Annotated in this window: 25 protein-coding genes; 3 read left to right on the top strand and 22 right to left on the bottom strand. The window is 30.7% G+C overall.

The features are described 5' to 3' along the window. The first annotated feature begins 159 nt into the window (after positions 1 to 159). Positions 160 to 1,170 carry a spore photoproduct lyase gene (gene splB / locus EDC18_RS04005; protein WP_132250535.1) on the top strand — a complete coding sequence of 337 codons (1,011 nt, stop codon included), beginning with the start codon at positions 160 to 162 and terminating at the stop codon, positions 1,168 to 1,170. A gap of 159 nt (positions 1,171 to 1,329) precedes the next feature. Here the strand turns inward: splB and EDC18_RS04000 are convergent, their stop codons facing one another. From EDC18_RS04000 to EDC18_RS03990, 3 genes are all read right to left on the bottom strand, one after another. Beyond that, positions 1,330 to 3,321, bottom strand: a complete 1,992-nt coding sequence (locus EDC18_RS04000; RefSeq protein ID WP_132250533.1) for an ATP-dependent helicase — start codon at positions 3,319 to 3,321, stop codon at positions 1,330 to 1,332. Between the two features lie 87 nt (positions 3,322 to 3,408). Further along, positions 3,409 to 3,771: a M domain protein gene (locus EDC18_RS03995; protein ID WP_207669161.1), complete on the bottom strand. Its 363-nt coding sequence runs from the start codon at positions 3,769 to 3,771 to the stop codon at positions 3,409 to 3,411. 164 nt (positions 3,772 to 3,935) lie between these two features. Next, positions 3,936 to 4,403 carry a hypothetical protein gene (locus EDC18_RS03990; protein ID WP_132250531.1) on the bottom strand — a complete coding sequence of 156 codons (468 nt, stop codon included), beginning with the start codon at positions 4,401 to 4,403 and terminating at the stop codon, positions 3,936 to 3,938. A 146-nt stretch (positions 4,404 to 4,549) separates the two neighbouring features. On the opposite strand from EDC18_RS03990, the gene EDC18_RS03985 reads away from it, so the two are divergent. Next, a complete protein-coding gene (locus tag EDC18_RS03985) occupies positions 4,550 to 5,170 on the top strand; it encodes a manganese efflux pump (protein ID WP_132250529.1) in 621 nt (206 codons plus the stop codon). Positions 5,171 to 5,205: 35 nt separating this feature from the next. Here the strand turns inward: EDC18_RS03985 and thiM are convergent, their stop codons facing one another. From thiM to EDC18_RS03950, 7 genes are all read right to left on the bottom strand, one after another. Next, positions 5,206 to 6,027, bottom strand: a complete 822-nt coding sequence (gene thiM, locus EDC18_RS03980; RefSeq protein ID WP_207669160.1) for a hydroxyethylthiazole kinase — start codon at positions 6,025 to 6,027, stop codon at positions 5,206 to 5,208. Continuing rightward, positions 6,020 to 6,835, bottom strand: coding sequence for a bifunctional hydroxymethylpyrimidine kinase/phosphomethylpyrimidine kinase (gene thiD / locus EDC18_RS03975; protein WP_132250527.1), 816 nt, complete (start codon positions 6,833 to 6,835; stop codon positions 6,020 to 6,022). Before thiD ends, thiM begins: the two co-directional genes overlap by 8 nt. Then, entirely contained in the window at positions 6,832 to 7,317 is a 486-nt protein-coding gene (gene thiW / locus EDC18_RS03970) for an energy coupling factor transporter S component ThiW (protein ID WP_132250525.1), read from the bottom strand. Before thiW ends, thiD begins: the two co-directional genes overlap by 4 nt. Before the next feature lie 110 nt (positions 7,318 to 7,427). Beyond that, entirely contained in the window at positions 7,428 to 8,090 is a 663-nt protein-coding gene (locus tag EDC18_RS03965) for a LiaF transmembrane domain-containing protein (protein ID WP_243115063.1), read from the bottom strand. 443 nt (positions 8,091 to 8,533) lie between these two features. Further along, complete coding sequence (locus tag EDC18_RS03960; RefSeq protein WP_132250521.1) at positions 8,534 to 10,975, bottom strand: ABC transporter permease; 2,442 nt, start codon at positions 10,973 to 10,975, stop codon at positions 8,534 to 8,536. A gap of 5 nt (positions 10,976 to 10,980) precedes the next feature. Then, positions 10,981 to 11,685, bottom strand: coding sequence for an ABC transporter ATP-binding protein (locus EDC18_RS03955; RefSeq protein WP_132250519.1), 705 nt, complete (start codon positions 11,683 to 11,685; stop codon positions 10,981 to 10,983). A 100-nt stretch (positions 11,686 to 11,785) separates the two neighbouring features. Then, the gene (locus tag EDC18_RS03950) at positions 11,786 to 12,610 is read right to left on the bottom strand and encodes a sugar phosphate isomerase/epimerase family protein (protein ID WP_132250517.1); all 825 of its coding nucleotides are present in this window, start codon (positions 12,608 to 12,610) and stop codon (positions 11,786 to 11,788) included. 390 nt (positions 12,611 to 13,000) lie between these two features. Between EDC18_RS03950 and EDC18_RS03945 the strand changes: the two genes are divergently transcribed. After that, the gene (locus tag EDC18_RS03945; protein ID WP_132250515.1) at positions 13,001 to 13,336 is read left to right on the top strand and encodes an aldo-keto reductase family protein; all 336 of its coding nucleotides are present in this window, start codon (positions 13,001 to 13,003) and stop codon (positions 13,334 to 13,336) included. Between the two features lie 83 nt (positions 13,337 to 13,419). On the opposite strand, the gene EDC18_RS03940 is transcribed toward EDC18_RS03945, so the two are convergent. From EDC18_RS03940 to EDC18_RS03885, 12 genes are all read right to left on the bottom strand, one after another. Then, the gene (locus EDC18_RS03940; protein WP_132250513.1) at positions 13,420 to 13,719 is read right to left on the bottom strand and encodes an MTH1187 family thiamine-binding protein; all 300 of its coding nucleotides are present in this window, start codon (positions 13,717 to 13,719) and stop codon (positions 13,420 to 13,422) included. A 55-nt stretch (positions 13,720 to 13,774) separates the two neighbouring features. Continuing rightward, positions 13,775 to 14,386, bottom strand: coding sequence for an ABC-2 transporter permease (locus EDC18_RS03935; RefSeq protein WP_132250511.1), 612 nt, complete (start codon positions 14,384 to 14,386; stop codon positions 13,775 to 13,777). Further along, positions 14,383 to 15,228: an ABC transporter ATP-binding protein gene (locus tag EDC18_RS03930; RefSeq protein ID WP_132250509.1), complete on the bottom strand. Its 846-nt coding sequence runs from the start codon at positions 15,226 to 15,228 to the stop codon at positions 14,383 to 14,385. Before EDC18_RS03930 ends, EDC18_RS03935 begins: the two co-directional genes overlap by 4 nt. A gap of 5 nt (positions 15,229 to 15,233) precedes the next feature. Beyond that, positions 15,234 to 15,608 (bottom strand): GntR family transcriptional regulator, encoded by a 375-nt coding sequence (locus EDC18_RS03925; protein ID WP_132250507.1) that lies wholly within the window; start codon positions 15,606 to 15,608, stop codon positions 15,234 to 15,236. Positions 15,609 to 15,733: 125 nt separating this feature from the next. After that, the gene (locus EDC18_RS03920; RefSeq protein WP_132250505.1) at positions 15,734 to 16,225 is read right to left on the bottom strand and encodes a M48 family metallopeptidase; all 492 of its coding nucleotides are present in this window, start codon (positions 16,223 to 16,225) and stop codon (positions 15,734 to 15,736) included. Between the two features lie 51 nt (positions 16,226 to 16,276). Further along, positions 16,277 to 17,758, bottom strand: coding sequence for a methyl-accepting chemotaxis protein (locus EDC18_RS03915; RefSeq protein ID WP_132250503.1), 1,482 nt, complete (start codon positions 17,756 to 17,758; stop codon positions 16,277 to 16,279). 134 nt (positions 17,759 to 17,892) lie between these two features. Continuing rightward, positions 17,893 to 18,225 carry a zinc-ribbon domain-containing protein gene (locus EDC18_RS03910; RefSeq protein WP_132250501.1) on the bottom strand — a complete coding sequence of 111 codons (333 nt, stop codon included), beginning with the start codon at positions 18,223 to 18,225 and terminating at the stop codon, positions 17,893 to 17,895. Between the two features lie 257 nt (positions 18,226 to 18,482). Then, positions 18,483 to 19,673 carry a response regulator gene (locus tag EDC18_RS03905; protein WP_132250499.1) on the bottom strand — a complete coding sequence of 397 codons (1,191 nt, stop codon included), beginning with the start codon at positions 19,671 to 19,673 and terminating at the stop codon, positions 18,483 to 18,485. Beyond that, complete coding sequence (locus tag EDC18_RS03900) at positions 19,666 to 21,156, bottom strand: sensor histidine kinase (protein ID WP_132250497.1); 1,491 nt, start codon at positions 21,154 to 21,156, stop codon at positions 19,666 to 19,668. Before EDC18_RS03900 ends, EDC18_RS03905 begins: the two co-directional genes overlap by 8 nt. After that, on the bottom strand, positions 21,157 to 22,125 hold the full coding sequence (gene dctP, locus EDC18_RS03895) for a TRAP transporter substrate-binding protein DctP (RefSeq protein WP_165878469.1): 969 nt from the start codon (positions 22,123 to 22,125) through the stop codon (positions 21,157 to 21,159). Between the two features lie 151 nt (positions 22,126 to 22,276). Further along, positions 22,277 to 23,560 carry a TRAP transporter large permease gene (locus EDC18_RS03890; RefSeq protein ID WP_132250493.1) on the bottom strand — a complete coding sequence of 428 codons (1,284 nt, stop codon included), beginning with the start codon at positions 23,558 to 23,560 and terminating at the stop codon, positions 22,277 to 22,279. Positions 23,561 to 23,591: 31 nt separating this feature from the next. Continuing rightward, complete coding sequence (locus EDC18_RS03885; RefSeq protein WP_279230901.1) at positions 23,592 to 24,026, bottom strand: TRAP transporter small permease; 435 nt, start codon at positions 24,024 to 24,026, stop codon at positions 23,592 to 23,594. Between the last annotated feature and the right edge of the window lie 28 nt (positions 24,027 to 24,054).

Genomic DNA, 24,054 nt, shown 5'->3' with positions numbered 1-24,054 from the left:
CTCCATAATAAATTTCATTGTTATACTTCTTATCTCCTGTATTATAATTTATATACGATGAAATAACAAGCACTCTTACTATTATCCTAAATTAATCCTTCAAATTATACCTGTATTGATTGCTTTTTTTTTTGAAATACTAATCAAGAGGTGAACAAAATGAAAACATTTATTCCTGATTTAGCATATATAGATCCTAAAATTTTAAAAACTCAAAAAGGCATCGAAGTTCGTGATAAACTTGAGTCTTTAGGTGTTCCTTTAATTGAATCTCGCTCTGTAAAAATTGATGAAGGAACCATTCAGCAAAAATACATTCAATCTAAAAAAGTAATCTATGTCACAGCCAATAACCAAAAAAAATTGCAACAGTGTCAACCCTCTGCAGATTATATGTTTCATTTATCAAGCTCTTGCCCTGCTCATTGTGAATACTGTTATCTTCAAACCACTCAAGGTGAAAAACCCTTTTTAAAATTATTTGTTAATGTTGAAGATATCATTCATGTGCTCGAGGACTATATGAAATTAAAAGCACCTGATATTACATCTTTTGAATGTGGTAGTATCACTGATCCCATCGCCCTTGAGCATTTAACAGGTAATCTTAAGGAAGTCATAGAATTCTTTGGAAAGTCAGACCTAGGTCGATTACGTGTGATTTCAAAATATGATAATGTCGATTCTTTTTTAGACATCAAACATAATGACCATACCAAGTTCAGATTCAGTATTAATGCTAGATATGTAATTAGCTCCTTTGAACATGGGACTGCCAACTTTGATGAGAGAATTATAGCTGCATCTAAAATCGCTGATGCTGGTTATCCCTTAGGCTTTATTATTGCCCCTATTATGGTATTTGAAGGATGGAAAGAACAATACGATTTTTTACTTCAGCAATTAAGTTATAAACTTCGCAACTATAAAAAAGAGATTTCTTTTGAGTTAATCCAACACCGTTATACTCAAACAGCAAAAGATCTTATACTAGAAAGATTCCCGAATACTAAGTTGGATATGACCGATGAAAACCGTCAGTTAAAATGGGGACCTTATGGCAAGTTTAAATATGTCTATCCTAAAGACACTAGTGGTGAAATGAAAGATCATATTATAGGTTCTATTAATAAATACTTTAATAATGCCCATATAGAATATTTTACTTAAAAACAAAGTGACTTCGTCACGCTTAAAAACATTTGCTAACTTCTTATCTAAACACCTTTGTTCTTGTGCATCAAGCTTTTTACTTCAATAGGAAATAGAACTTTCCTGTAAAGTAAAAAAGCCTCCCATAAAAAAAGGAGGCTTTAATTTATTATTGAATTATACACTTATAAGATTGTTTTTCAAACAATGTGATATGCTTAGTTTTACAAGCTTTTTAGACATATAAAAGAATATAAAAATCATATCTTTTTCTACCTTTTCTATACGCCCTATACCAAATTGTTGGTGCTTAATTTCCTTGCCAACTTGAAGATTGGTTATTGGCATAACCATTTCTTGGATATATCTTGATGGTTCTAATTTTTTATTAAATCTTTCTTTAAAAGAAGATATATACAATTCTTCTTTTGCTCGTGTAACACCTACATAGAACAGTCTTCTTTCTTCTTCACTTAATTCATCGTTAGACTTTTCGTGAGGTAAGATGCCTTCATTACAGCCACATAAATAAACGGAATGAAATTCTAAACCTTTTGCACTATGTATTGTGGTAAGGGTTAATGCATTTTTATTGTGCTTTTTATTTTGATAATTCTCTTTTAATTCAACAGTATAATGTTCTATATAATTTAACCATTCATCTAATGATTTATAGTTTTTTGCACTTTCTTGTAATTCTACTGCAATTTCTATAAGATTTTTATCGTTTACTTTTCTAAATTCTGCGTAGTCGCAGATATAGGCATCATAGCCAATATTTTTTCTAAGGTACTCTATCCCGTCATAAGGGGGTAATCTTTTTAAAGTTTGCAGATGGTATTGTAATTCTTCTAATCGATCCACCATCCAACTTTGATGATTGTACTTATTGTACAACCCTTCCCATATGTTATCCGAGAATTTTTTCGCATAAATTAAATTATCTTTGTTAATATAACGATTAGGCTTATTAATAATTCTTGTTAAAGCATCTATGTCTTTAATGTTTTGAGTTAGAGTAAAATAAGCAATAAAATCTTTAGCAATCCAGTGTTCATATATATTAGACATTTGATCCCTAACTATAAAGGGTATATTGGAATCCATTAATCTTTCAATAAAGAACCTTCCTTGCATATTGGTTCTATATATAATGGCCATCTCTGATAAGGCTATCTTACTAGATTTTTTCTTAATGCTCTCTATAATATAATCCGCTTCATCTTCAATGGTGTTATGGGTCAATACAACAGGCTTTTCACCCTGTTTATTAGGTGTATCTAGTTCCTTAGAGTACCTTCTTTCATTATGATCAATAACATCTAGGCTGGCTTTTAATATCTCTTTTGTAGAACGGTAATTGGTACTCAAAACCACTTTCTTAGTATTCTCAAAATCCTTTGGAAAGTTCAAAAGAAAATCAGGCTTAGCACCTCTAAACTCATATATTGCCTGATCATCATCTCCAACTACAAATAGGTTATTATTTGGCCTTGATAGAAGTTTGATGCATTCGTATTGAATCCTATTAATATCTTGAAACTCATCAATTAAAATGTATTGGAATTTTTTTTGCCAGTATTCTAAGGTCCTTTTATCATTTTTTAATAATTGATAGCATTTTTCTAACATATCGTCAAAATCTATTAGGTTTCTCTCTTCTTTAAATCTTTCATATATGTTAAACACTTCTCTAAATACATCATTGGAACAGCTTATTGAATGATAGTGCTCTATCTCAATTAATTCACTTTTAATATAACTGATCTCTTGTAAAATACTATGTATCAATTCATTTTCATCTTCATAATCTACATTTAGACTTTTAATAATCTTTAAAAGTATTGGGTACTTTTTATCTTCTGATAACACATTGTCAACTTTATACATTCGGGTTTGTCTTATAATTCTAAAAAAAACCGAGTGAAAAGTACCAAAGGTCACACTGTCATCACCACAAATATTTAAAAATCTTTCTTTCATTTCCTCTGCAGAAGCCTTAGAAAATGTAATAACCAATATATTTCTTGGTGTTACTTTGTATTCTTCTATGAGTTTTTTCGTTCTATATGTTATCACTGTGGTTTTTCCTGAACCAGGTCCAGCTAAAACCATCATTGGCCCTTTATTATGATCAATTGCTTCTTGTTGTGTTTGGTTGTTAAACATGAGTTCATCCCCCTATAAAAGGATATTATAGCATATTCTTTATCCACAAAAAAATAAGACTCATAAGCTTTTATCCACCTTAAAGTCTTAAATTGCTTTTCTATTTTCTATTATGTCACTAATTTCATTAAATGTACCTTCTACATTGGCAATTTTATAATTCATACTGTCTATTTCTGCTTTTCTAACATAATTACTATGTTCAATAGCTTTGACCACACCAAACATTTCTTTTTGTGTGGTTTCAATAAGGTCCACTCTGTCTTCTAATTTTTCCATTCTATGTTCTAGACTATCTAATCTCTGTTCTACTTTATCTAGTCTTTGCTCTACTTTATCTAATCTTTGTTCTACTTTATCTAGCCTTTGCTCTATTTGATCTAATCGTGTGTCTATTTTATCAAGTTTATTAAGAACCAGATTAAACATTTGTTTCATTTCATTATCCAATAGTATCCCCCTTTGAAACTTTCTAATCTTAGTTTATCATAAACCATCTTATTCATCAATATTTTTAATAGGGGTTTTGCTAATGGTAGCACCTGCATATTTTCAGCAAAATTCCCCAGAAAAATTTATTGAACCCTTGATTATACATACTATTTCTCTCTCCTCTAACTTAACTCTTTCATTTGCCTTCTATATTCCTTTTGTGTATCCGTTGTTCTAGATTTTATTTTATCTTCTATCTTTAAAACACAAGATAACAATAATCCTATAGTAAACCCTACAGACAGATAATACCCAATTTTTAATATTTGTATTGATGCTAAAAACATATCAAAACTTTCAAAACTTACCAACGATATTAAATTAAAAATAGTAAAAATACTTACTAAAGCAGCCATAGTTTTTGTAGAGTATCCTGATAACTCAACTACTATAATTATCACCAAAAACATTGGAATCAAATAAAATAAAAATGAATAATACTGAGACTGTTCTAAATGTGATGTCTGGCTTAGTCCTAATCTATTTAATTTAGCAAGATTAAAACCTGATAATGTAATCACTACAAAATCAATCCAAGGCATAAAAAAAGAAACAAGCAATCCAATGGCTGATACAATTCTTAGTTTCATAAATATCCCCTTTCTATTTTCTCTCTCTTACTTATTTTAATAAATATTCTGACATAAATCAAACATTATATTTTTGTTAGGGAAAGGACACAAGCTTCACTTTATGAACCCCTTTCATATTATAGAAGTAGGGAAGGAGGAGTTCTATGCTTATATTATTTGCTTTGAGTGTTAGTTTGGATAGTCTTGCTGTTGGCATTAGTTATGGTATTAAAAAAATAAAAATATCTTTATATTCATTAATCGTAATACTATTATTATCAAGTTTATCATTATCATTATCTTGGTTTGTTGGAGGCGTCATTCTTTCAGTAATATCAATAAATACTGTGAAAATCTTTAGTTCTCTTTTACTTATTGTTTTAGGTCTAATTTATTTAATCCAAGCCATTGTTGACCTAAATTTTCCTTCGAATCAAGAGAGGGTACCCATTAAACAATTTAGAATTAAATTTTTAAACTTGGTTATTGACGTTATAAGAGAATCTGCAGCAAGTGATATCGATAATTCAGGTACCATTGAAATAAAAGAAGCTTTTTATATAGGGACTGCTCTAGCCATTGACTCCCTAGCGATTGGTTTTGCTTTAGCCACAGTAGAAGTAAACTTTTTAATCTTTCTCCTTTTTGCTAACATAATAAATTTTTCACTACTAAAAATAGGTCAATGGTTTGGAAAAGTAACTAGCTTTTTTATTTCTGAAGAAAAACTTAAAATAGTGTCCAGTAGTATTATTATTTTACTTGGGATCATTAGATTATTTTAACAGCAGACTCAACTGAAAGATAAAATAGCGGAGAGCTATTTCTCCGCTATTACATAATTTCCATTGTCTATATAAGTTTGTTCATTAAATTCAGCAATACAATCCATTAATTTTACTCTAAAACTACCAACATTTTCATCCTTCAAAAGCATTTTATAAGCTAGCTCCCCAGCTATTCCCATTAGCATGACCCCTGCTATACCACCTATAGTAAAGTCATCTGCAACACTAGCAAAAGCACCAATTAATGAAGTTGTCATACAACCCGTTCCAGTAACTTTAGTGAGTAATTCAGGACCATTATGGATTACAACAACCTCCTTGCCCCTGGAAACAATATCATCTTTCCCAGTTATAACTATTGTTGTATTTAATTCATTTGCAAGGTTTCTAGCAATTAACTCTTTTCCTATATCATCCGTATTGGAATCGACGCCTTTACTAGTAACATTAACGCCCGCTAAGGTTTTAATTTCAGACATATTCCCTTTAATTATAGCAAACTGTACTGAATCTAATAATTTCCTAACAGTTTGTCTTCTAAAATTAGTAGCACCAACACCTACTGGATCTAAAATTACTGGTATACCAATTTCATTAGCCTTTTTCCCTGCTATAACCATAGAATGAACATTGTTTTCATTTAAAGTACCCATATTGATAACCAAAGCTGAAGAACAAGAGACAATTTCTTCAACTTCATTTTTATCCATTGCCATAATAGGCGACCCACCTATTGCTAGGACCACATTGGCACAATCATTCATGGTTACATAATTGGTAATATGATGTATAAGTGGTTGCTTCTCTCTAACTTTTATTAACAAATCACCACATTGTTCAAGAATATTATTCACTTAATAATCCCGCTTTCTTATAAAGTTCATAAAAATGATGGGTAGGTCCAACACCTTTTCCAATTGAAAATGAATTTTCTATTGCTATTGTTATATAAGATTTTGCTAGTTCAACTGATCTTTCAATATTATTACCTAATGCTAAATTTGAGGCAATGGCCGATGAAAGGGTACATCCTGTACCGTGGGTGTTTTTTGTTTCAATAATAGGTGACTTATAGTATCTAAAATCTTGCCCATTATATAACACATCTATGGCTTCTTTACTTTCTAAAGACAAATGCCCCCCTTTGACAAGGACATTCTCAACACCTAAATCATATATTTTTTTAGCTGCTTCTTCCATGTCTTGAATAGACTCTATCTTTATTCCTGTAATAACTTCTGCTTCTGGTGCATTAGGGGTAATAATGGTTGCCAAAGGGATTAACTCGCTGATTAATGCTTCCTTTGCTTCTGGCTTTAATAAATCATAACCACTTTTTGAAATCATTACTGGATCTAATACAATATTTTTAGTACTGTACTTTTTTAAAGTACTAGCAATAGTTTTAATGGTATCTGTTTGAGAAACCATTCCAATCTTAACTGCATCTACATCAATATCATCAAAAATAGCATCTATTTGCTTTTCAATTATGTCAACTGTTACATCTAATACGCCAAAAACCCCTTGAGTATTTTGTGCGGTTACTGCTGTAATAACACTCATTCCATATACACCATGGGCTGAAAATGTTTTTAAATCTGCTTGTATACCTGCACCGCCACAAGTATCTGAACCTGCTATGGTTAATGCCTTTTTCATCTGATATACCTCCTAATGTATTGCTTAGTAGATAATAAAATAAAGTATGCAATTAAGCTACCACCAATGGTACTTACTAAAAATGGAATGACAAAAGCAAAGGCAAGGACTTCTCTTCCCATAATAAACTTTGCAATAGGAAATGCCAAAAGCCCGCCTATAATACCTGTCCCTATGATTTCACCTATAACAGCTATCAATGTCTTTCTATATTTATAATATAATACTCCTGCTAATAAAGCTCCAACCATACTTCCTGGAAAAGCCAATAAAGTACCTCTACCAAGGATATTTCGTAGCAAAGAAATAATAAATGCATTTAGAACTGCATAAAAAGGTCCTAACACAACAGCAGAAATAACATTAATCGTATGCTGTATTGGAAAACATTTTGCTACACCTACTGGAATATAAATAACACTTCCAAGTAAAGTCCCTATAGCTATTAATAAAGCTGATAAAGTTAATTTTTGTGTTTTCATATTATGATACTCCTTCTATGTATACTATAACAAAGTAAAAAGCATAAACCCATTAAAGATTTATGCTTATATATATACCATTTTTTCCTCTTAAAAACAATAGATATCAATTAATTAGAGATTTCAATACCACCAAAAGCAGCAAAACATTTAATATTAATGGTCTTAATATCCAATTCGTTCCCTTCTATTTTAGTAGAATTCTCCCAACCACCAAAAATAGGAACACCAGTAGCAACAACTCTCCAATCCCTTGGCACTCTAATCGCAATACCACCAAAAGCAGCAGTCAATTCAAGGGTCGCACCTTCAGAAGATAACGCAGCACCTCTTAAATCAATCTCAGCACCACCAAAAATTGCTGTAACACTACCACCTTTAAACTGATGAGAACAATTCTTCGTCTCCACACCAGCAAAAATAGCCATATTATTAAGCTTATCTTCTTCATCTGCTTCAACCATATTATTCCCAATTTTAGAAAACAAGAACCACACACCCGCTAAAATAAGAACAACAGGCCAAATATACCCGGACAAATCATTAGGAAGAATATCCAGCTTATTAGCTTGCAATAATCCCCCTACCAAAATCATAATAATACCACCAATGTAAGAAACTTGGTTTCTCAGTAATTGAACTACACCAACTACTATTAATACCAGTGGCCAATAATTAGAAGCCAATTGACCAAACTCAATAATATCTGCTTGTTGAAGAAAAAAGCCAAGACCTAAAAAAACCAAAATAATACCTGTAACTTTCTTACCCATCACAAAAATCCCTCCCTAAAATAATGATACTAACATTATACCATAAAATCCCATAATTGAAATATCTAATTCAATTAACAGAATCTTATTACATAAATAAAGAAACCAGAAATGGCAAGCAAAGCGAGCCGAAGTTATTACAAAAATAAGAAACCAGAAATGGCGAGTAACACGAGCCTCAGTTTATTTATTATCAGAATCAAAGGAAGCCACGACAGAGTCAATGGATTATGTAATTTATCCCCTTACTTTCCCAATTAAATTCGTAAATACTCTTGCTATATAAAAAGAAATAGCTCTGTAAAAAAGCAAGAATGTCTGAGCAAAGCGAGTTTTCCTGCTTTAAGAGATATATCTTTTTATATAGCTTAGAGTATAGAATTTATTTGGTGTAAGGGGATAAATTACATAACCCATTGACGACCCCTAAGCAACTCCCCCAATCATTCAATAGACTTAAGCGACTCAATCATCCCAATCCCCCTCAATCTAAAATACATAACAAAATTAACAAAACAAGAAAACCCCAAAGTCAAAACAAAAGCATTAAAATAACTCATAACCCCAATATCCCGACCAAACATCACATAATCCACCTCAGAAGTCAAAACAGTAAACCGATGCAAATAAAACCCAATTACTAACCCTAAAACACCCCCGATAATGGTCAAAACCAAATTCTCCCTATACACATAAGCTGACACTTCATTATTATAAAACCCCAAAACCTTAATGGTCGCAATCTCCCTCTGTCTCTCACTAATATTAATATTAGTCAAATTATAAAGGACAACAAAAGCCAGTGCACCAGCCGAAACAATTAAAACCAAAACAACATAATTCAAACTACCAATAATATCATTAAAGTTACCCTTAAGCTCAGAAGTAAAAATAACATTAGACACTTCAGTTTCCTTAATCAACTGACTAGACAATCTATTCTCAAAAGCCTCATCACCCGCTACTGTCTGAACTAATAGTTCATTATACAAAGGCGCCTCATCAAATAACGTTTCATACAAAACAGGTGACATATACGCATAATGAAACACATAATTCTCTACAATCCCATCAACCACTACAGAAGTTCTATTATTCAAAGAATCAAGAAAATAAATCTCACCCCCAGGTGTCACCCCTAAATCCTTTGCTAATTTTTCTGTTAAAATAACCCCATTATCACTAAGGGACACTCTTTCCTTAGAAATTCTATTTTGTAACAGAATAAATTCTTCTAACTTGTTATTATCTTCTGGTACTAATAATGCTATATTTTTTTCAGTATCCTTATAACCTACATTAACATTACCTTCTTTTACAGGTAGGTAATTTAAAATCTCATTATCAACTTCTCCTAAAAAACCAACGCCTTCAACAGTATCTAATTCTTCTCTTAAACTAATGATTAAATTATACCTAGCTATTTCTTCATATTGTTTTCTAACAATATCAGAGATAGAGTCTTTTAATCCAAAACCTGTAAGTAATAATGCACTACATCCACCAATTCCAAAAACAGTCATCAGAAATCTTTTTTTATACCTAAAAATATTTCTAGCCGTTATTTTATGAATAAAATTAAATCGTTTCCAAATAAAAGTAATTCTCTCTAATAATATTGTTTTACCAACTTTAGGTGATTTGGGTCTAATGAGCAATGCGGCTGTTGCTGTAAGTTCTTTATAACATGCCAATAAAGTTGCAATAGTTGTTGTAAGAACACTCCCCAAAACAGCCATTAAAGCATAATTATAATCAAATACTGTTATAACAGGAGGCAATGTGTACATAATTGCATAAGCATTAAAAATGACCGTTGGAAAAAGCTTAAATCCAATTATTACCCCTAATAAACTACCACTTAAACTGGCAATTAAGGCATACAAGAAATACTTGGAAGCAATATACATATTACTAAAACCAAGCGCCTTAAATACACCAATATAAGTTCTTTGCTCATCTACTAACCGCGTCATTGTGGTTAAAGATACCAACGCTGCTACTAAAAAAAAGATTACAGGAAAAACTTGAGCCAATGCATCCATTTTGTCTGCTGCTTGCCCATAATCAACAAACCCTGGATTCGTATCTCTGTCTAAAACAATCCAAGGAAAACCCCTTTCACTACTGACCTCTAAGATTTCTTCTTTTATAGAATCTATGATTTCTTTATATTCCTCATTAAAACTTAAAACATCTCTTGCACCACTTACAGTTATAAAAATATCTGTATATACAGGCAATGAAAAATTTTCTTCTGGTATCATAATAAAGGTATCGACTTTACCTTTACCAATTGTACTTGGTCCACGTTCAAAAGAGATAAAATAGGGTGTATCCACTATGCCAACAATGGTAAATTCATTATTTTTAAGAGTTCCTTTTATATCTTCATCCTCTTCTAAGGATAAATGAATTACTGATCCTATCTCCAATCCACTACCGTGAATCTTATGTCTTTCAACTACCCCTTCATTAGGATTTTCTGGGTATCTACCTTCAACTATTTTTGTTCGATTAATATAAGACTCATCTTCAATATTTCTTTCTAAGGGCAATGAAAATACTTTCACAACAAGTTCTTTATCCTCTATACTCACCAGTGTATCTGTGATATGAGTAGGCATTATACCCTCAATACCATTCATTTCTTCTAATATATCAACATCATCATCAGTAAATCCTAATGTAGAAACAAGTCTTATATCCATTAATTTATAATCATTAAAATACTTATTTGCGGTAATTTTCATATCTAATCCAGTAACTTTTATTCCTGCAAAAAAAGATGCACCAAGTGCAACGATTGCAAAAATAGAAAGAAATCTGCTTAAATTACCCTTAATCTCTCTATAAGTGTCTTTTAATAATGTTTTATTTTTCATATATTCTACCACTCTATTTCTTCAATTGGCGTTGGATTACTATTGATTAAAATATCATCCACACTTCCATTTTTTATTTTTATAATTTTATCTGCCATAGGTGTAATTGCAAGGTTATGTGTAATGACAACAACTGTCATGCCCATTCTTTTGCAAGTATCATATAACAATTTCAAAATAGATTTTCCGGTTTCATAATCCAACGCACCAGTAGGTTCATCACATAATAAAAGTTTAGGATTTTTAGCTAAGGCTCTTGCAATGGCAACCCTTTGTTGTTCTCCTCCTGATAATCCTGCGGGAAAGTTATTTTTCCTATCCCTAAGTCCTACTTTATCTAAAACCTCATCTACATCTAGAGGGTTTTTACATATCTGTAAAGCCAATTCAACATTTTCTTTAGCTGTAAGATTAGGTATTAAATTATAAAATTGGAATACAAAACCGATATCTAACCTTCTATATTGGGTTAATTTTTTAGAACTGTATTGGCTTATAACATTGCCTTCAACTATAATTTCTCCACTACTCAAATAATCCATGCCACCTAGAATATTTAATACAGTACTTTTTCCTGCACCACTAGGCCCTACCACTATAACAAACTCACCTTTACCTATTGAAAAGGAGATATTATCAATAGCCTTTATATCTATTTGACCCATTTTATACACTTTGTTTACATTCTTAAGTTCTATATATTTGTTCACAGTTTTGCTCCCTCTTATCATATTTCTACCGTTATTATATGTATGTATTTTCCAAATTATAAAAAAAGATGACTACTCTAATTGAGTAATCATCTTCTCCTTAAACTGACATTGACTTCAATGACTGAATAAAGTCTTTTGATTCATTTATAACGCTATCTATTAATGGTTGGTTTAGACATTCAAAGGACATGTACTGGTTATAACCAACCTTTACAAGTTTTTTATAAATCTTTTCAAAATCAATATGTCCATGCCCTGGGAACATTCTATTAGAATCTGCAAGATGAACATGCTTCAATTTTTCTCCCATTATATCAATTGCACTTTCAAAACTAACATCCTCTATATTTGCATGAAATACATCCCATAGAATTCCTATGCAATTGGGATTGCCTAAATCATTTTTTATGTAATTTACTGTATCCTGAGCCGAATTTAACATTACTGTCTCGTATCTGTTAATTGGCTCTAATATAATCGTTACTTTCTTTTCTTCTGCGTGAGCAATAATTGGCTCTAAGCTCTTTGCTAATATGATTTTTTGCTCATCTACCAGGGAACTATCTCCAAGTCCTCTTAATAATCCAAGGGTTACTTTACTTCCTAAGATGCTTGCTGCATCAATATGCTCTTTCATTCTTTCCTGAGCTTTTTTTCTAGCATTTATATCTTCGTGAATTAGAGAAATATTCTCTAATGTACGGGATTGACCCGTTGAAATTGTTGAACAATCCAATCCTCTTTTATCTAAATCCCTTTTAATTTTATTAGGATCTATATTCTCATAATTAGAAATACATATTTCAGCAGCATCAAAACCACTTGTTTGTAACCAGTCTAAAGATTTGTCATAATCCTTTGCCAAAAATGGAGAAAATCCTGTATCATATTGAGCTGTTATTGTAGCACTAAAACGAATCATAATATTACCTCCAATAAATTGTATTTTCTATAGCAATGTTGTTATTTCACTCTTATTCATTTATACTCTTGAGTAACTAAATGGTTATAAGTTAATTTTAATATACCTAAAACTTTAATTCAACGCTTATTACTGCAATTATTGTGCATATTTTGCTTTTATTGGCCCCTTTTAGTTTTTTTTTGTACTGTTTTTAAGTTAATTGCATTGTAAAACATGTTGAATAATTAGGTCCAACATTTACAAAGAGGGGTACCACAAAAAGATGTCTTTCACGTAGAAGGCAATCCAAAAAGAATATCTAAATTTCCTGAAGTTGTTGAAGAGAGGGAAGATGTTTTTAGCCAATTAAAAAAAGAAGGCAAAGTTGGGTATTTATCCTCTTTTCCTATGACACCTGGTTTTGCAGATGTTGCCATCAATAGTGGCAAATATGATGCTATTGTTGCATATTATAATCTGATTGAAACAGAAATGTCTCAATTTTTCTCCACTATGGAAGTTCAAGAACTTATACTTGATATGGATATGAATTGGGAAACTTTTGGTATTAAATTCTGTTTGGCACACCCTATGGTTTCTACTGTTGTTTTAGGGCTAAACAATCCTGCTCAAGTAGCTGCCGCTGTACAAGCTGCTGATGGTAATTATCCTCATATGGCATTGGTTCATAAAATAATGGAAACCATTTCTTCAAATAGACCTAATAGGAATACTTGGATTTAAAAGAGTTCACTCCTTCTATAATTGTAAAAATAATCTCCATATAAAAAGCCACTGACACAAATTTTTATCAGTGGCTTTTTACTTTATAACTTTTCTTTTACAGATCGTATCTTTTGATCCATAGACCCTTTTTTATCTCTTCTATCATCAATCCTCATAGATGTTACGACTCTTTGTGCTCCTTCTGAAAAAGGCACTTCATGCAACTTTTTAAGAACATTAAATAAAACATCAAGTTCCCCTTCTATTACTGTTCCCATTGGTGTAAGTTGATATTGTATTTCTTTTTCTAGTTCAAGAACCTTTTGACACTTTGCTACGTATTGACTTACACTGGTACTGCCAGTTCCAACAGGTATAACTGTAACTTCTACTATTGCCATAAAATCTCTCCTTTTATTTAGTCACTGGTATAAAATATCGACTCTAATTAAGGCTTTACAACTCTTTTTTACTGTATATACTATAAGAAAGGCCTATAGAGCAAAAAAATATAATAATACTTAATAAGGGTATAAAAGCCATCATTGTATCTATCGTTTCTTTCGGCGGCATCACAAAACCAAGTTTATTTAAGAGTATCCCTATCCCCAATGGAATAAACATGACCAACATCAAAAAAAACCTGCCTTTTTCTACCCCAAATTTGAATAATAAAGGCAATACAAAACATAGGTAAATGACACCTATTCCTACTACACCTAATGACATTTCTACAATATCCATTAATCCTTGTGAAGTTGTAAAAAGATTAAATATTACATTTACAACAAACCCGAGAATAAAAAAGCATATACCAAGAAGATACTTACTCATAACAACTTCAAATCTAGATATAGGCATGGACAATGCATACTTATCCCATTTTGCTTTTTCATCAAACCCCATAACTGTAATAGGCAGCATGGCGCATAAAATTGCAATCATCATTCCGAACATTAAATTATTGCCACTACCTACTGCAATAAAAGAATAAAATACGAGTAAAACAATAATCATTTTTCCTTGATCTTTTAAAGTTATTAAATCTTTTAAAAGCAATCCTATCATTGAACCCTCTCCTTTATATGATATAACATAATATCTTCGATATTTGCTGGATCAATCACATATTTCCCAGATATTTTTCTCTTAAGTACTAATGCTTCTACTCCAAACTGATTCTTTCTAACCCCTTTTACATTTTCTTTATTGATCTTTTCAAATTCTGAGTGTGAACATTTTAGGATACCGTACTTTTCAAGCAAATTATCTTTTTCTTCTGTGAAAACAATTTTTCCTTTATGGATTAATGTAATGTAATCACAAACCTTTTCTAAATCACTTATAATATGTGAAGAAATGAAAATTGAATGTTGTTCATCTCTTATAAACTCTAAAAAAACATCAAGTATTTCATCTCTAACCATAGGGTCCAAGCCACTGGTTGCTTCATCTAGGATAAGTAGTTTAGGATCATGCGAAAGGGCTATGCTTATTGCCAGTTTCATTTTCATACCACGAGAGTAGTCTTTGATTGTTTTATTATTTGGTAGATTAAAACGATCAATGTAAGATTTAAAGACCTCCTTATCCCATTTTTTGTAGACATTCTTCATTATTAAATTAACTTCTTTAAGATTAAGGGTTTCTGGTAGATAACTTTCATCCATAACAACACCTATATCTTCTTTTACAAGCTTTAGTTCTTTACTGTCTTTGCCTAGTATTTTAACAGTACCGCTATCTTTATGAATCAAATCTAAGATGACTTTAATGGTTGTGCTTTTTCCTGCCCCATTCTCTCCAATAAAGCCCATAATATAGCCACTAGGTAATGTAATGTTGATATTGTCTAACTTAAACCCTTCGTACTCTTTTGAGATGTCTTTTAATTCTAGAATATTACCCACTTTTTCTACTCTCCCTTATAAATTAATGTTAACATTTCTATTAATTCCTTAAGTTCAATACCACAAACATTGGCTGATTCAACACTTTTATGCATATACTCTTCAATGTTACGAAGCTTTTCTTCTTTTATAAACGCCATGTTTTTATTCGCTACAAAACTTCCTTTCCCAGTAAATGATTCAATAAATCCCTCACGTTCTAATTCTTCATAGGCACGTTTGGTGGTTATAACACTAATTCTTAATTCAGTAGCAAGAACTCTCATAGAAGGAAGAGCATCCCCTGCTTTTAGCTCTCCTATAATAATCATATTTTTGATTTGAGAAGCTATTTGTTCATATATTGGCTTTCCACTTGAATTGCTAATAATTATATTCACTTAACCTCTCCTTTTATAATGTATATATATAATATATACATTATAACCATTTTTGTCAATATTTATTATCAAAAAAACTCTACTGTGATTAGTAGAGTTTTTTTAATTTCTTTTTTATTTGTATATTACATATCTCTTGTTTTTTCCGTCCCGAGTATAGCCATAGCTTCTTTATAATTAGGACAAACCTTACCTACCAACCTCCAAAAAGATCGATCATGATTCAAATGAATCAAATGACAGAGTTCATGGATAACAACATAATCTATTGCCTCTATGGGAAACATTATTAACTTCCAATTAAAGGTTAAATGCCTTTTTGAACTACAGCTTCCCCATTTGGATGAATCGTTTTCTATGGAATAAGATTTATATTTTACTTTAAATTGAGACTGATATAATTTTAATCGTTCTTCTATTAATTTTCGACTTGTTTTTATATAAAAACTTTGAAGGGCAATAGATAGGTCTATTTCTCCCTCCTGTGGGCTTGTACATAAAAATTTTTTTCCATCAAATTCTATGATTACCTTCCTTGTGGATGGATCTATTTTTACATCTAATGGGTATGTTTTCCCTAAATAATAGCATTTCATCTTTGTCTGTTGCGTTTCCATACATTATTCCTCCTGACATATATGAGATTGCTTATCAATTATGGAAAACCCTTATCTTATACTAATTTTGCTTTTCATTTGTTCACTCATTTTTTTAATACTAATAATAATATTAACCATTTCTCCTATATTATTATTTTGTTCATCCATTGTCACTGTTATTTCTTCTGTAGTTGCAGCATGTTCTTCCATTATAGCAGCATTGCTTTCAAGGTGGCTCTCCATATCATTAAATAACCTTGTCATTTCCTCTATTGAATTAAATTGTTCTTGAAGAAACTTCTCCATCCCTGAAAAAGATCTGGTCATACTTTCAATGCTTTCATTTAATCTATTTACCCCTATACTTCCTTCTGTTATTGCTTTATGTCCTTTTTGAGTAGTCTCTATAGCAGCATTTGCTTTTTGATGCAAAATATTAATTATATTACCTATTTCATTTGCAGTTTTATTACTTTCTTCTGATAACTTTCGAATTTCATCAGCAACTACAGCAAATCCTTTACCTGCCTCCCCTGCTCGTGCAGCTTCTATCGCTGCATTTAACGCTAATAAATTTGTTTGTTCTGCAATATTGGTTATAGAGGAAAGAAACTTTGTAATAAGCACTAAGTTTTCTCCTAACTCACTAACTGTTTGTAATCCGCTTTCAACAGCAGAACTAATAGTCTTCATCCCATTGTTAAGAGCTTTAATCTCTATCTCATTCTCTAATACTATTTTACCTACATCTTGCGATACATTTTCTACTGATTTTGATTGTATAAGGGTATGTTCCAACTTATTATAAGATTTTTGCATCATTGTATGTATTGTAGACATTGAATGTGTTTGTTCTTCTGTCCCTTTTGCAATTTCAAACGTTCCTTTTGTTATGGAATCACTTATTTGGGATACTTTTTCTATATTGTCTAGGAAGCTACCAATATTATTGTTTAAAGTGACAGCTGTTTCTTCAATAACATCAAATGTGCTTTGTAATTCTTCTAGTAGATTTATAGCCTCTTTTTCGTTTTTAGATGCTATCTCTAAATATTCATTGCCCCATTTTGCTAGAAAATAAAGAACAGTAATTCCCACATGCATCATTCCAAACTGGATCAATGCTTCTGTACTAGAAATATACTCTCCCATTAATGGTTTATTCAATACAAAATAAGACAAGATAAAAACACCATCAAGGGCAATTGTATATATTAAAAGAGATTTCTTATTAAAATACAACCCAGCCATACAAGACCCAACTAAATATACTACAAAGATCCTTAAGGATCCTCCATCTTGAATCGCTAGAACAGTACCTGCTATAGCAGGGCAAAGGGGTATTATAATTGCTGCTATTTTATCTTTCAATTTTAGCACCAAAACAGTTGTGGCAACAATTGATGCAGCTAAAGTGGTTACAAGTACAGCAACACCTCTATCCATTCCTGTAATAAAAAAGGCTTGAACTGTTAGCACCACAGAAAAAATCCATGTTAATGATACATTAAACTTATTTATCCTTTGAATATTATACTTTAATTGATTCATATGACATCTCCTTCTAGTTATCTTATAAAGGTTCAAAATTATATTTTTATATTATAACACAATGATTTAAAAACTGAAATCATATAACTTATACAAAAAAAAGCAGGCTCTAAGTCCTACTTTTCAATACTATTTTACCATAATTCAGAATAAAACTCAGGCTCAGTAATCAATAATACTAATGCAGCAATAATACCAAGTATACCTATTACAAGACCTGCTATGGCAAAACCCTTGCCTTCATCTTTTTTTAATAAGCCTACAGTTGACAACCCTACCCCTGCTATACTTGTAAGCAAATCTAAAAATATAATAGGTATAAAAAATCCTATACCTGCTAATACAAACCCCCATATGCCAAAGGTATTTTTTTTCTTAGGCTCTGGTAATTCTTTAACTCTTACACCACATTGAGTACATATTTCTGCTTCATCATCTATTTCATTTCCACATTTATAACAAAACATTAATTTCCTCCTTAAAACATATTTAGTAGCAAATTAAAAGGTAATTATAAATATAAGAATTCTTACTGTTTAGTTTTGTGTTTTAACTTTTCTTTTATTCATGTAATCTATGGCATAGAAGTTTTTTTTAATTACATCCCATTTCTCCAAGCTTTAGGAACCATTAATGCAATAGGGGTAAAATTTTCCAATCGTCCCAATAAACCAGAATAAAGCATATTGTAACATAGTGTCGAATTAAAACACAATCTGTTACTCTATTTATAACGATACTTTACAGGAGATACCCCTTCTATTTTTTTAAACGTCCATGTAAAATAATTAGGATCTGAATAACCCACCATTGAACTAATTTGCTTTATGCTATAATTGCCTTCTTTTAATAATTCTCTCGCTTTATTAATCCTCTTCTGTGTTAAATAATCAATAATTGTTGTTCCCATATGTTGTTTAAATATTCTGCTTATATGATATTTACTAAAACCAGCGGCATTAGCAATATCATCTAAATTAATCTTAGAGTTATAGTTTTCTTCAATAAATTCACATATTTCTTTAACTCCAGTTGGTCCATCATACTCTTGTTCTTTTTCAATTTCTTGAACAGGTAAATCACCTATTGTACTTCTAGCATAATTATAACTTTCTTCTATTTGACTAATTTCTTCAAATGGCAACCCAATTCCTATAGAATAAACTAAGTTATGTTTTTTAAGCACTGTAAATAATAATTTTTTCATTACAGTATCTATAAGGTCATTTGATATATCTTTTTGATTAAACATAAGTATTGTTAATGTATTATTTTTCCAGTTTAATAAAGTCTTACATCCAATATTTTCAAATTCTTTTTTTAAAGTTATTACAACTCTTTTCTGTTCACTAACTCGAAACTCTTCTTCAAGTCGAATAAAAAAGCAGTTTCCACTACTATCCAATCCTATATTCATAGCTTCAAGGTAAAACAATACATCTTCAGTGATATTGCCACATATCAATTCACGAACAATTTTTTTCCCCATATATTCAATCATTTCATTTATTTTTAGATTCTGTGATTTTTTTTCTTTTTCACCATCAAGTTGATCAATTGCTTTATTCAATATAGTAATAACTTGTTCCTGTTTTACAGGTTTAACCATAAAATCCATTGCACCCAATTGCAATGCCTTAATTGCATATTCAAAATAATTATATGCTGTAGAAAAAATAACTTTTGTTTTATCATTTGCTACTTGAATTCTTTCAAGAGCCTCTAATCCATTTAGCCCTGGCATATTTATATCTAACAATATAATGTCTGGCTTTTCTAACAAAACTTTCTTAACGGTTTCTGTACCTGTAGCACTTTCAATAATTGAACTAATTTCTAATTCAGATTGGGTTACAAAGTATTTCAACGCCTCTCTTTCAAGAGCTTCATCATCTGCAATTAATAATTTATACATCGTTTTCCTCCGTTAACAATAAAGATATCTTAACAATTGTTCCCATCTTCTCTTTACTTTTAATTTGAAAGGATTGCTCACACCCAGTAAATATCTGAATTCTTTGTTGTGTGTTTTTAAGGCCAATACTTTTAGTAGGTCCTTCTATTGTATTATTCTTTATTTTTTCTAGTTTGCTTTTTGATATACCTAACCCGTTATCAATAATTTTAATGATGCCATGGTGACCTTCTCTTTTAACAATGATTCTGATTTTCCCACCTTCTTCTTTAGGTTCTAGTCCATGAATAATTGCATTTTCTACTAAAGGTTGTAGGGTAAATCTTGGTATCATTAATGTTTTCTCTATATCATCTTCACATAAAATTTCAGCTTGTATTCGATCAGAAAATCTAAACTTTTGTATATTCAAATATTCTTTTGTTATATTAATTTCTTCTTCTAAAGTTACCGATACTTCTGCATCTTCTAAATTATATCTTAATAATGTTGCCAATGAATCAATCATTTTTATTGCTTGATCATTTTTACCAAAAGTTATTGTTCTACTAATGCTATTAAGCGTATTAAATAAAAAATGGGGATTGGTTTGTGTTTGCAATGCTAAAAAAGTTGCTTGATTTAACAATTCTTTGTATTCCACATTTTTCCTTTGTTCCTCTAACAGTTGCTTTTCTACTTTTATATTTTCTTGAATGCTTTCCATCATCTCTTTAATATTTTTTACCATTCCATTAAAAGCTTTAGATAAAATACCAATTGTATTTTGTGAATTCTTCACTTCTACTTTAACATTAAAATTCCCTCTAGAAATTTCTTTAGCTTGATTTGAAAGTGCATTTAATGGCTTGGTAACATTCACATTAATATACGTGATACAACTTAAGAAAAAGAATACCAATGATACAATAACAACGCCATTCCAAAAACTTAAAACCTTTTGCATATTGGTTAATTTTGTGTTAGCTATGACACTTTCCTCCAAAACCAATTCAAGCAATTCATCAGAATATCTCAATAAGTACTTATTTATTTTATGCGCATAAAACATTTTATCATAATACTCATAATTATTTCTATTGTACAAAAATGACGCATTAGAGCTTTCACTATAATAGGATTTAAATGAATTATCAATACTCTGTAATAAGTAGATTTGTTCATCACTTTCCATTTTATAAGATAGTTCTACTAATATTATTCTTACATTATTTGATAGGTTGTTAAATTCTGCAAGATTGGTCCGATTACCACTTCTAAAATATTCATTAATAGCTATATCACTATTATTAAATGTATGCTTTAATTCTAATATAGAATTATATAGATTTACTCTTTTTTCGTGTTCTGTACTGAATCTATCTAATAAAGCATTGTTGTAAATAGAGAAAACAATGAAAAGACAAACAATAATACCCATTATAAAATTTAATTTGGCACTTAATGAAAATTTTAAGACTTCAATCCATCTTTTTAATATCATTTACTCACCACCTGAACTTGAGCTAAAAAGGTGATTCATCTCTTCTTTAAAACTTTTATTTTCTATAAATAAATCTTTTTCAAATCTTAGTGTATTAATCCATTGTACTTGAAAATCTTTTAATACCTCTTTATGATACTTATAAGTTTCTTCTGCACATTCTTGTATCAAATCTCTGTCTTGTTTGTCTAACATCGCAAAAGTCCCTGTGTTTATAATCAAAACATCAGGCACTAAAATGTATTCACTTAATGTTATATGTTTAATATAATGGTAGTGGTTACTTAGAACAAACTCAGATAAGGTTGCTTCTCCCCCATCAATATACCCTGTACTTAAAGATTTATAGGTATCTGCCATTATTGAATCAACAGCTTGGGCACCTAAGGTTTTCATAGCATTTTTCATTATAGAAGAAGGTGCTGTCTGTATTTTTTTATTTTGGAATTTTAACACATTCCTAAAAGATATTTTATCACTATAAAAACATCTTAAATCTGGATAATACCATACCAAAGGTGTTATCCTTTCCATCTGCGTCCTATCAATGATATTATCTTGATTATATTCTATCCAACCCATTAAATCATCTGCATTATTATATATTTGTGGTTTTAAAAAATATTCCAAATCTGTTACCATTTCAACTAGCTCAAGGCCATTTACCCTAGCCATAGCAATTCCACCAAATTGGATTTGCTCTAATATTTCTTTGGGATTCCCTAATTTTCCATCATAATAAACCTTTATATTAATTTTCCCCTCTGATTTTTCATTTACTAAGTTGGCAAAGTATTGAGATGCTTGAGCAGAAGGATGATCTTTAGGCATGGTTTCTGCTAATCTAAAAACAATAGGATTTGTATTTTCTTCCATTTTTTGATCTTTTTTACTATTGGTCATTTCGATATTATACAAACCATATACCAATAATAAAATAATGCTCATTATGATGCTTTTTTTAATCATATCCTTCACCATCTCACCCATAGATTCTTTTAATTAATTCTAATCTAAGGATTTATAATTGTCAAAAATTTTTTATCATCATATTTCCTAGGATATAAAACAAAAGGACTATCGTTTAACGATAGCCTTTTATTGAAGGAAAGTTTTTATGTTAATAAGAAATTAGACTTGGAAGCCATGTTGTTAATTGTGGGAATAAACTAATTAAAAATAAAACAATTACATTACAAATTATAAATGGTAATGCCCCTTTAAAAATATCTATTATAGGCATTCTATTTATTTTATTACAAGCATTTAGACACATCCCAACAGGTGGTGTTACCAATCCAATGGCAAGGCCTGTTATTAACATTGCTCCAAATTGTAATTCACTAATACCAACACCTCTCATTACTGGTAATAAAATAGGTGATAGCAATAATATAGCTGGCGTTACATCTATAAAAGTTCCTAATGACAGTATTAAAATGTTAAAAATTATGACATATCCCCAAACTGGCATGTTTAAAGATAAGAAAAAGTTTGCAATTGTAGTTGGTATATTGGCCATAGTTAATAACCAAGTAAATATAGTCGTAAAACCTATGATCAACATAATTGAACTTGATGCAATAAGGGTTTTTCTTAATGCTTTAATAATATTTTTTATAGTTAGTTCTCGATATATAAAGAAGCCTACTAACAATGCATAGAGCACAGCAATTCCTGCTGATTCACTTGCTGTACATATTCCAAATGATACAAATGCTACTATAATAATAGGCATTGCTAATGCAGGCAATCCACTTATCATTGTTTGAATAAAATCTTTTTTATCAAAAGCTCTTTTTATTGGATGATAACCATTTTTTCTAGATATGTAAAATACTAAAAATGTTTGACTGATGCCAATCAAAAGCCCTGGAATAAGCCCAGCTATAAATAATTTACCTACTGATGCGCCTGACACCATGGCATAAACGATCATTGGTACACTAGGTGGAATAATCATTCCCATTGTAGAAGATGCTACAGTTACCCCAGCGGCAAACTTTGATGGATATCCTTGTTCTTCCATAGCTGGAATCATTATAGAACCTACAGCAGATGTGTCTGCAACAGATGATCCTGATATCCCTCCAAAAAGCATACTTGCTACTATATTAACTTCTCCCAATCCTCCACGAATTGGTCTAACCAAATACATACAAAATTTTACAATCCTTTTTGTAATGCCTCCAGTATTCATTAATTCACCTGCTAATATAAACAAAGGCATTGCAATCATAACAAAACTAAATACGCCACCCCAAACTCTTTGTGGCATCATTTGTACAAACTGTGGTGCCATAATTTGCATATATGTGAGGCTAGAAGCCCCTATAGCAAAAGCTAAAGGAACACCAATAATGGCCAATAAAATAAGTACCACAAGCAGAAATAACATTGCCATATTCTAATCACTCCTTTTCTCAAATATGCAATTAATTGAATCTATCCGTATTTTTTTCAAAATGGCTAATGGGTGATTTAATCAAAATAACTAATTTGATAGCAATACAAACAAATGCAATAATGGTCCCTAATGGGATGATTCCATACATCCAAATCATTGGAACTCTCATACCAAATGATATTTGTTTTCCATATCTTAGTGCATAATCTAATCCGAATTTTACCATTATTAAATCAACAATTAAAACAATTATGTAGTTAATGATTGATATAATTTTTTTCAATCTCGCTGGAAACATATTATAAAAGCTATCAATAGTTACATGTTCATTTTCTACAATACAAATCCCAATACCCCAAAATGTAGTAAATGCAAAAAGAGTTGTCATAAATTCCTCTAGAAAAGTGTGGGAGATGCTAAAAAAATACCTCATTATTACTGCATATATAACACAAGTTGCCATTAGACCCACAGAGAATATCCCTATACCC

Origin of the sequence: Natranaerovirga pectinivora (assembly GCF_004342165.1) — a bacterium.
GTDB classification, from domain to species: Bacteria; Bacillota; Clostridia; order Lachnospirales; family DSM-24629; genus Natranaerovirga; species Natranaerovirga pectinivora.
Note: the sequence above shows the minus strand (reverse complement) of the source record. Positions and strands in the feature narration are given on the sequence as shown.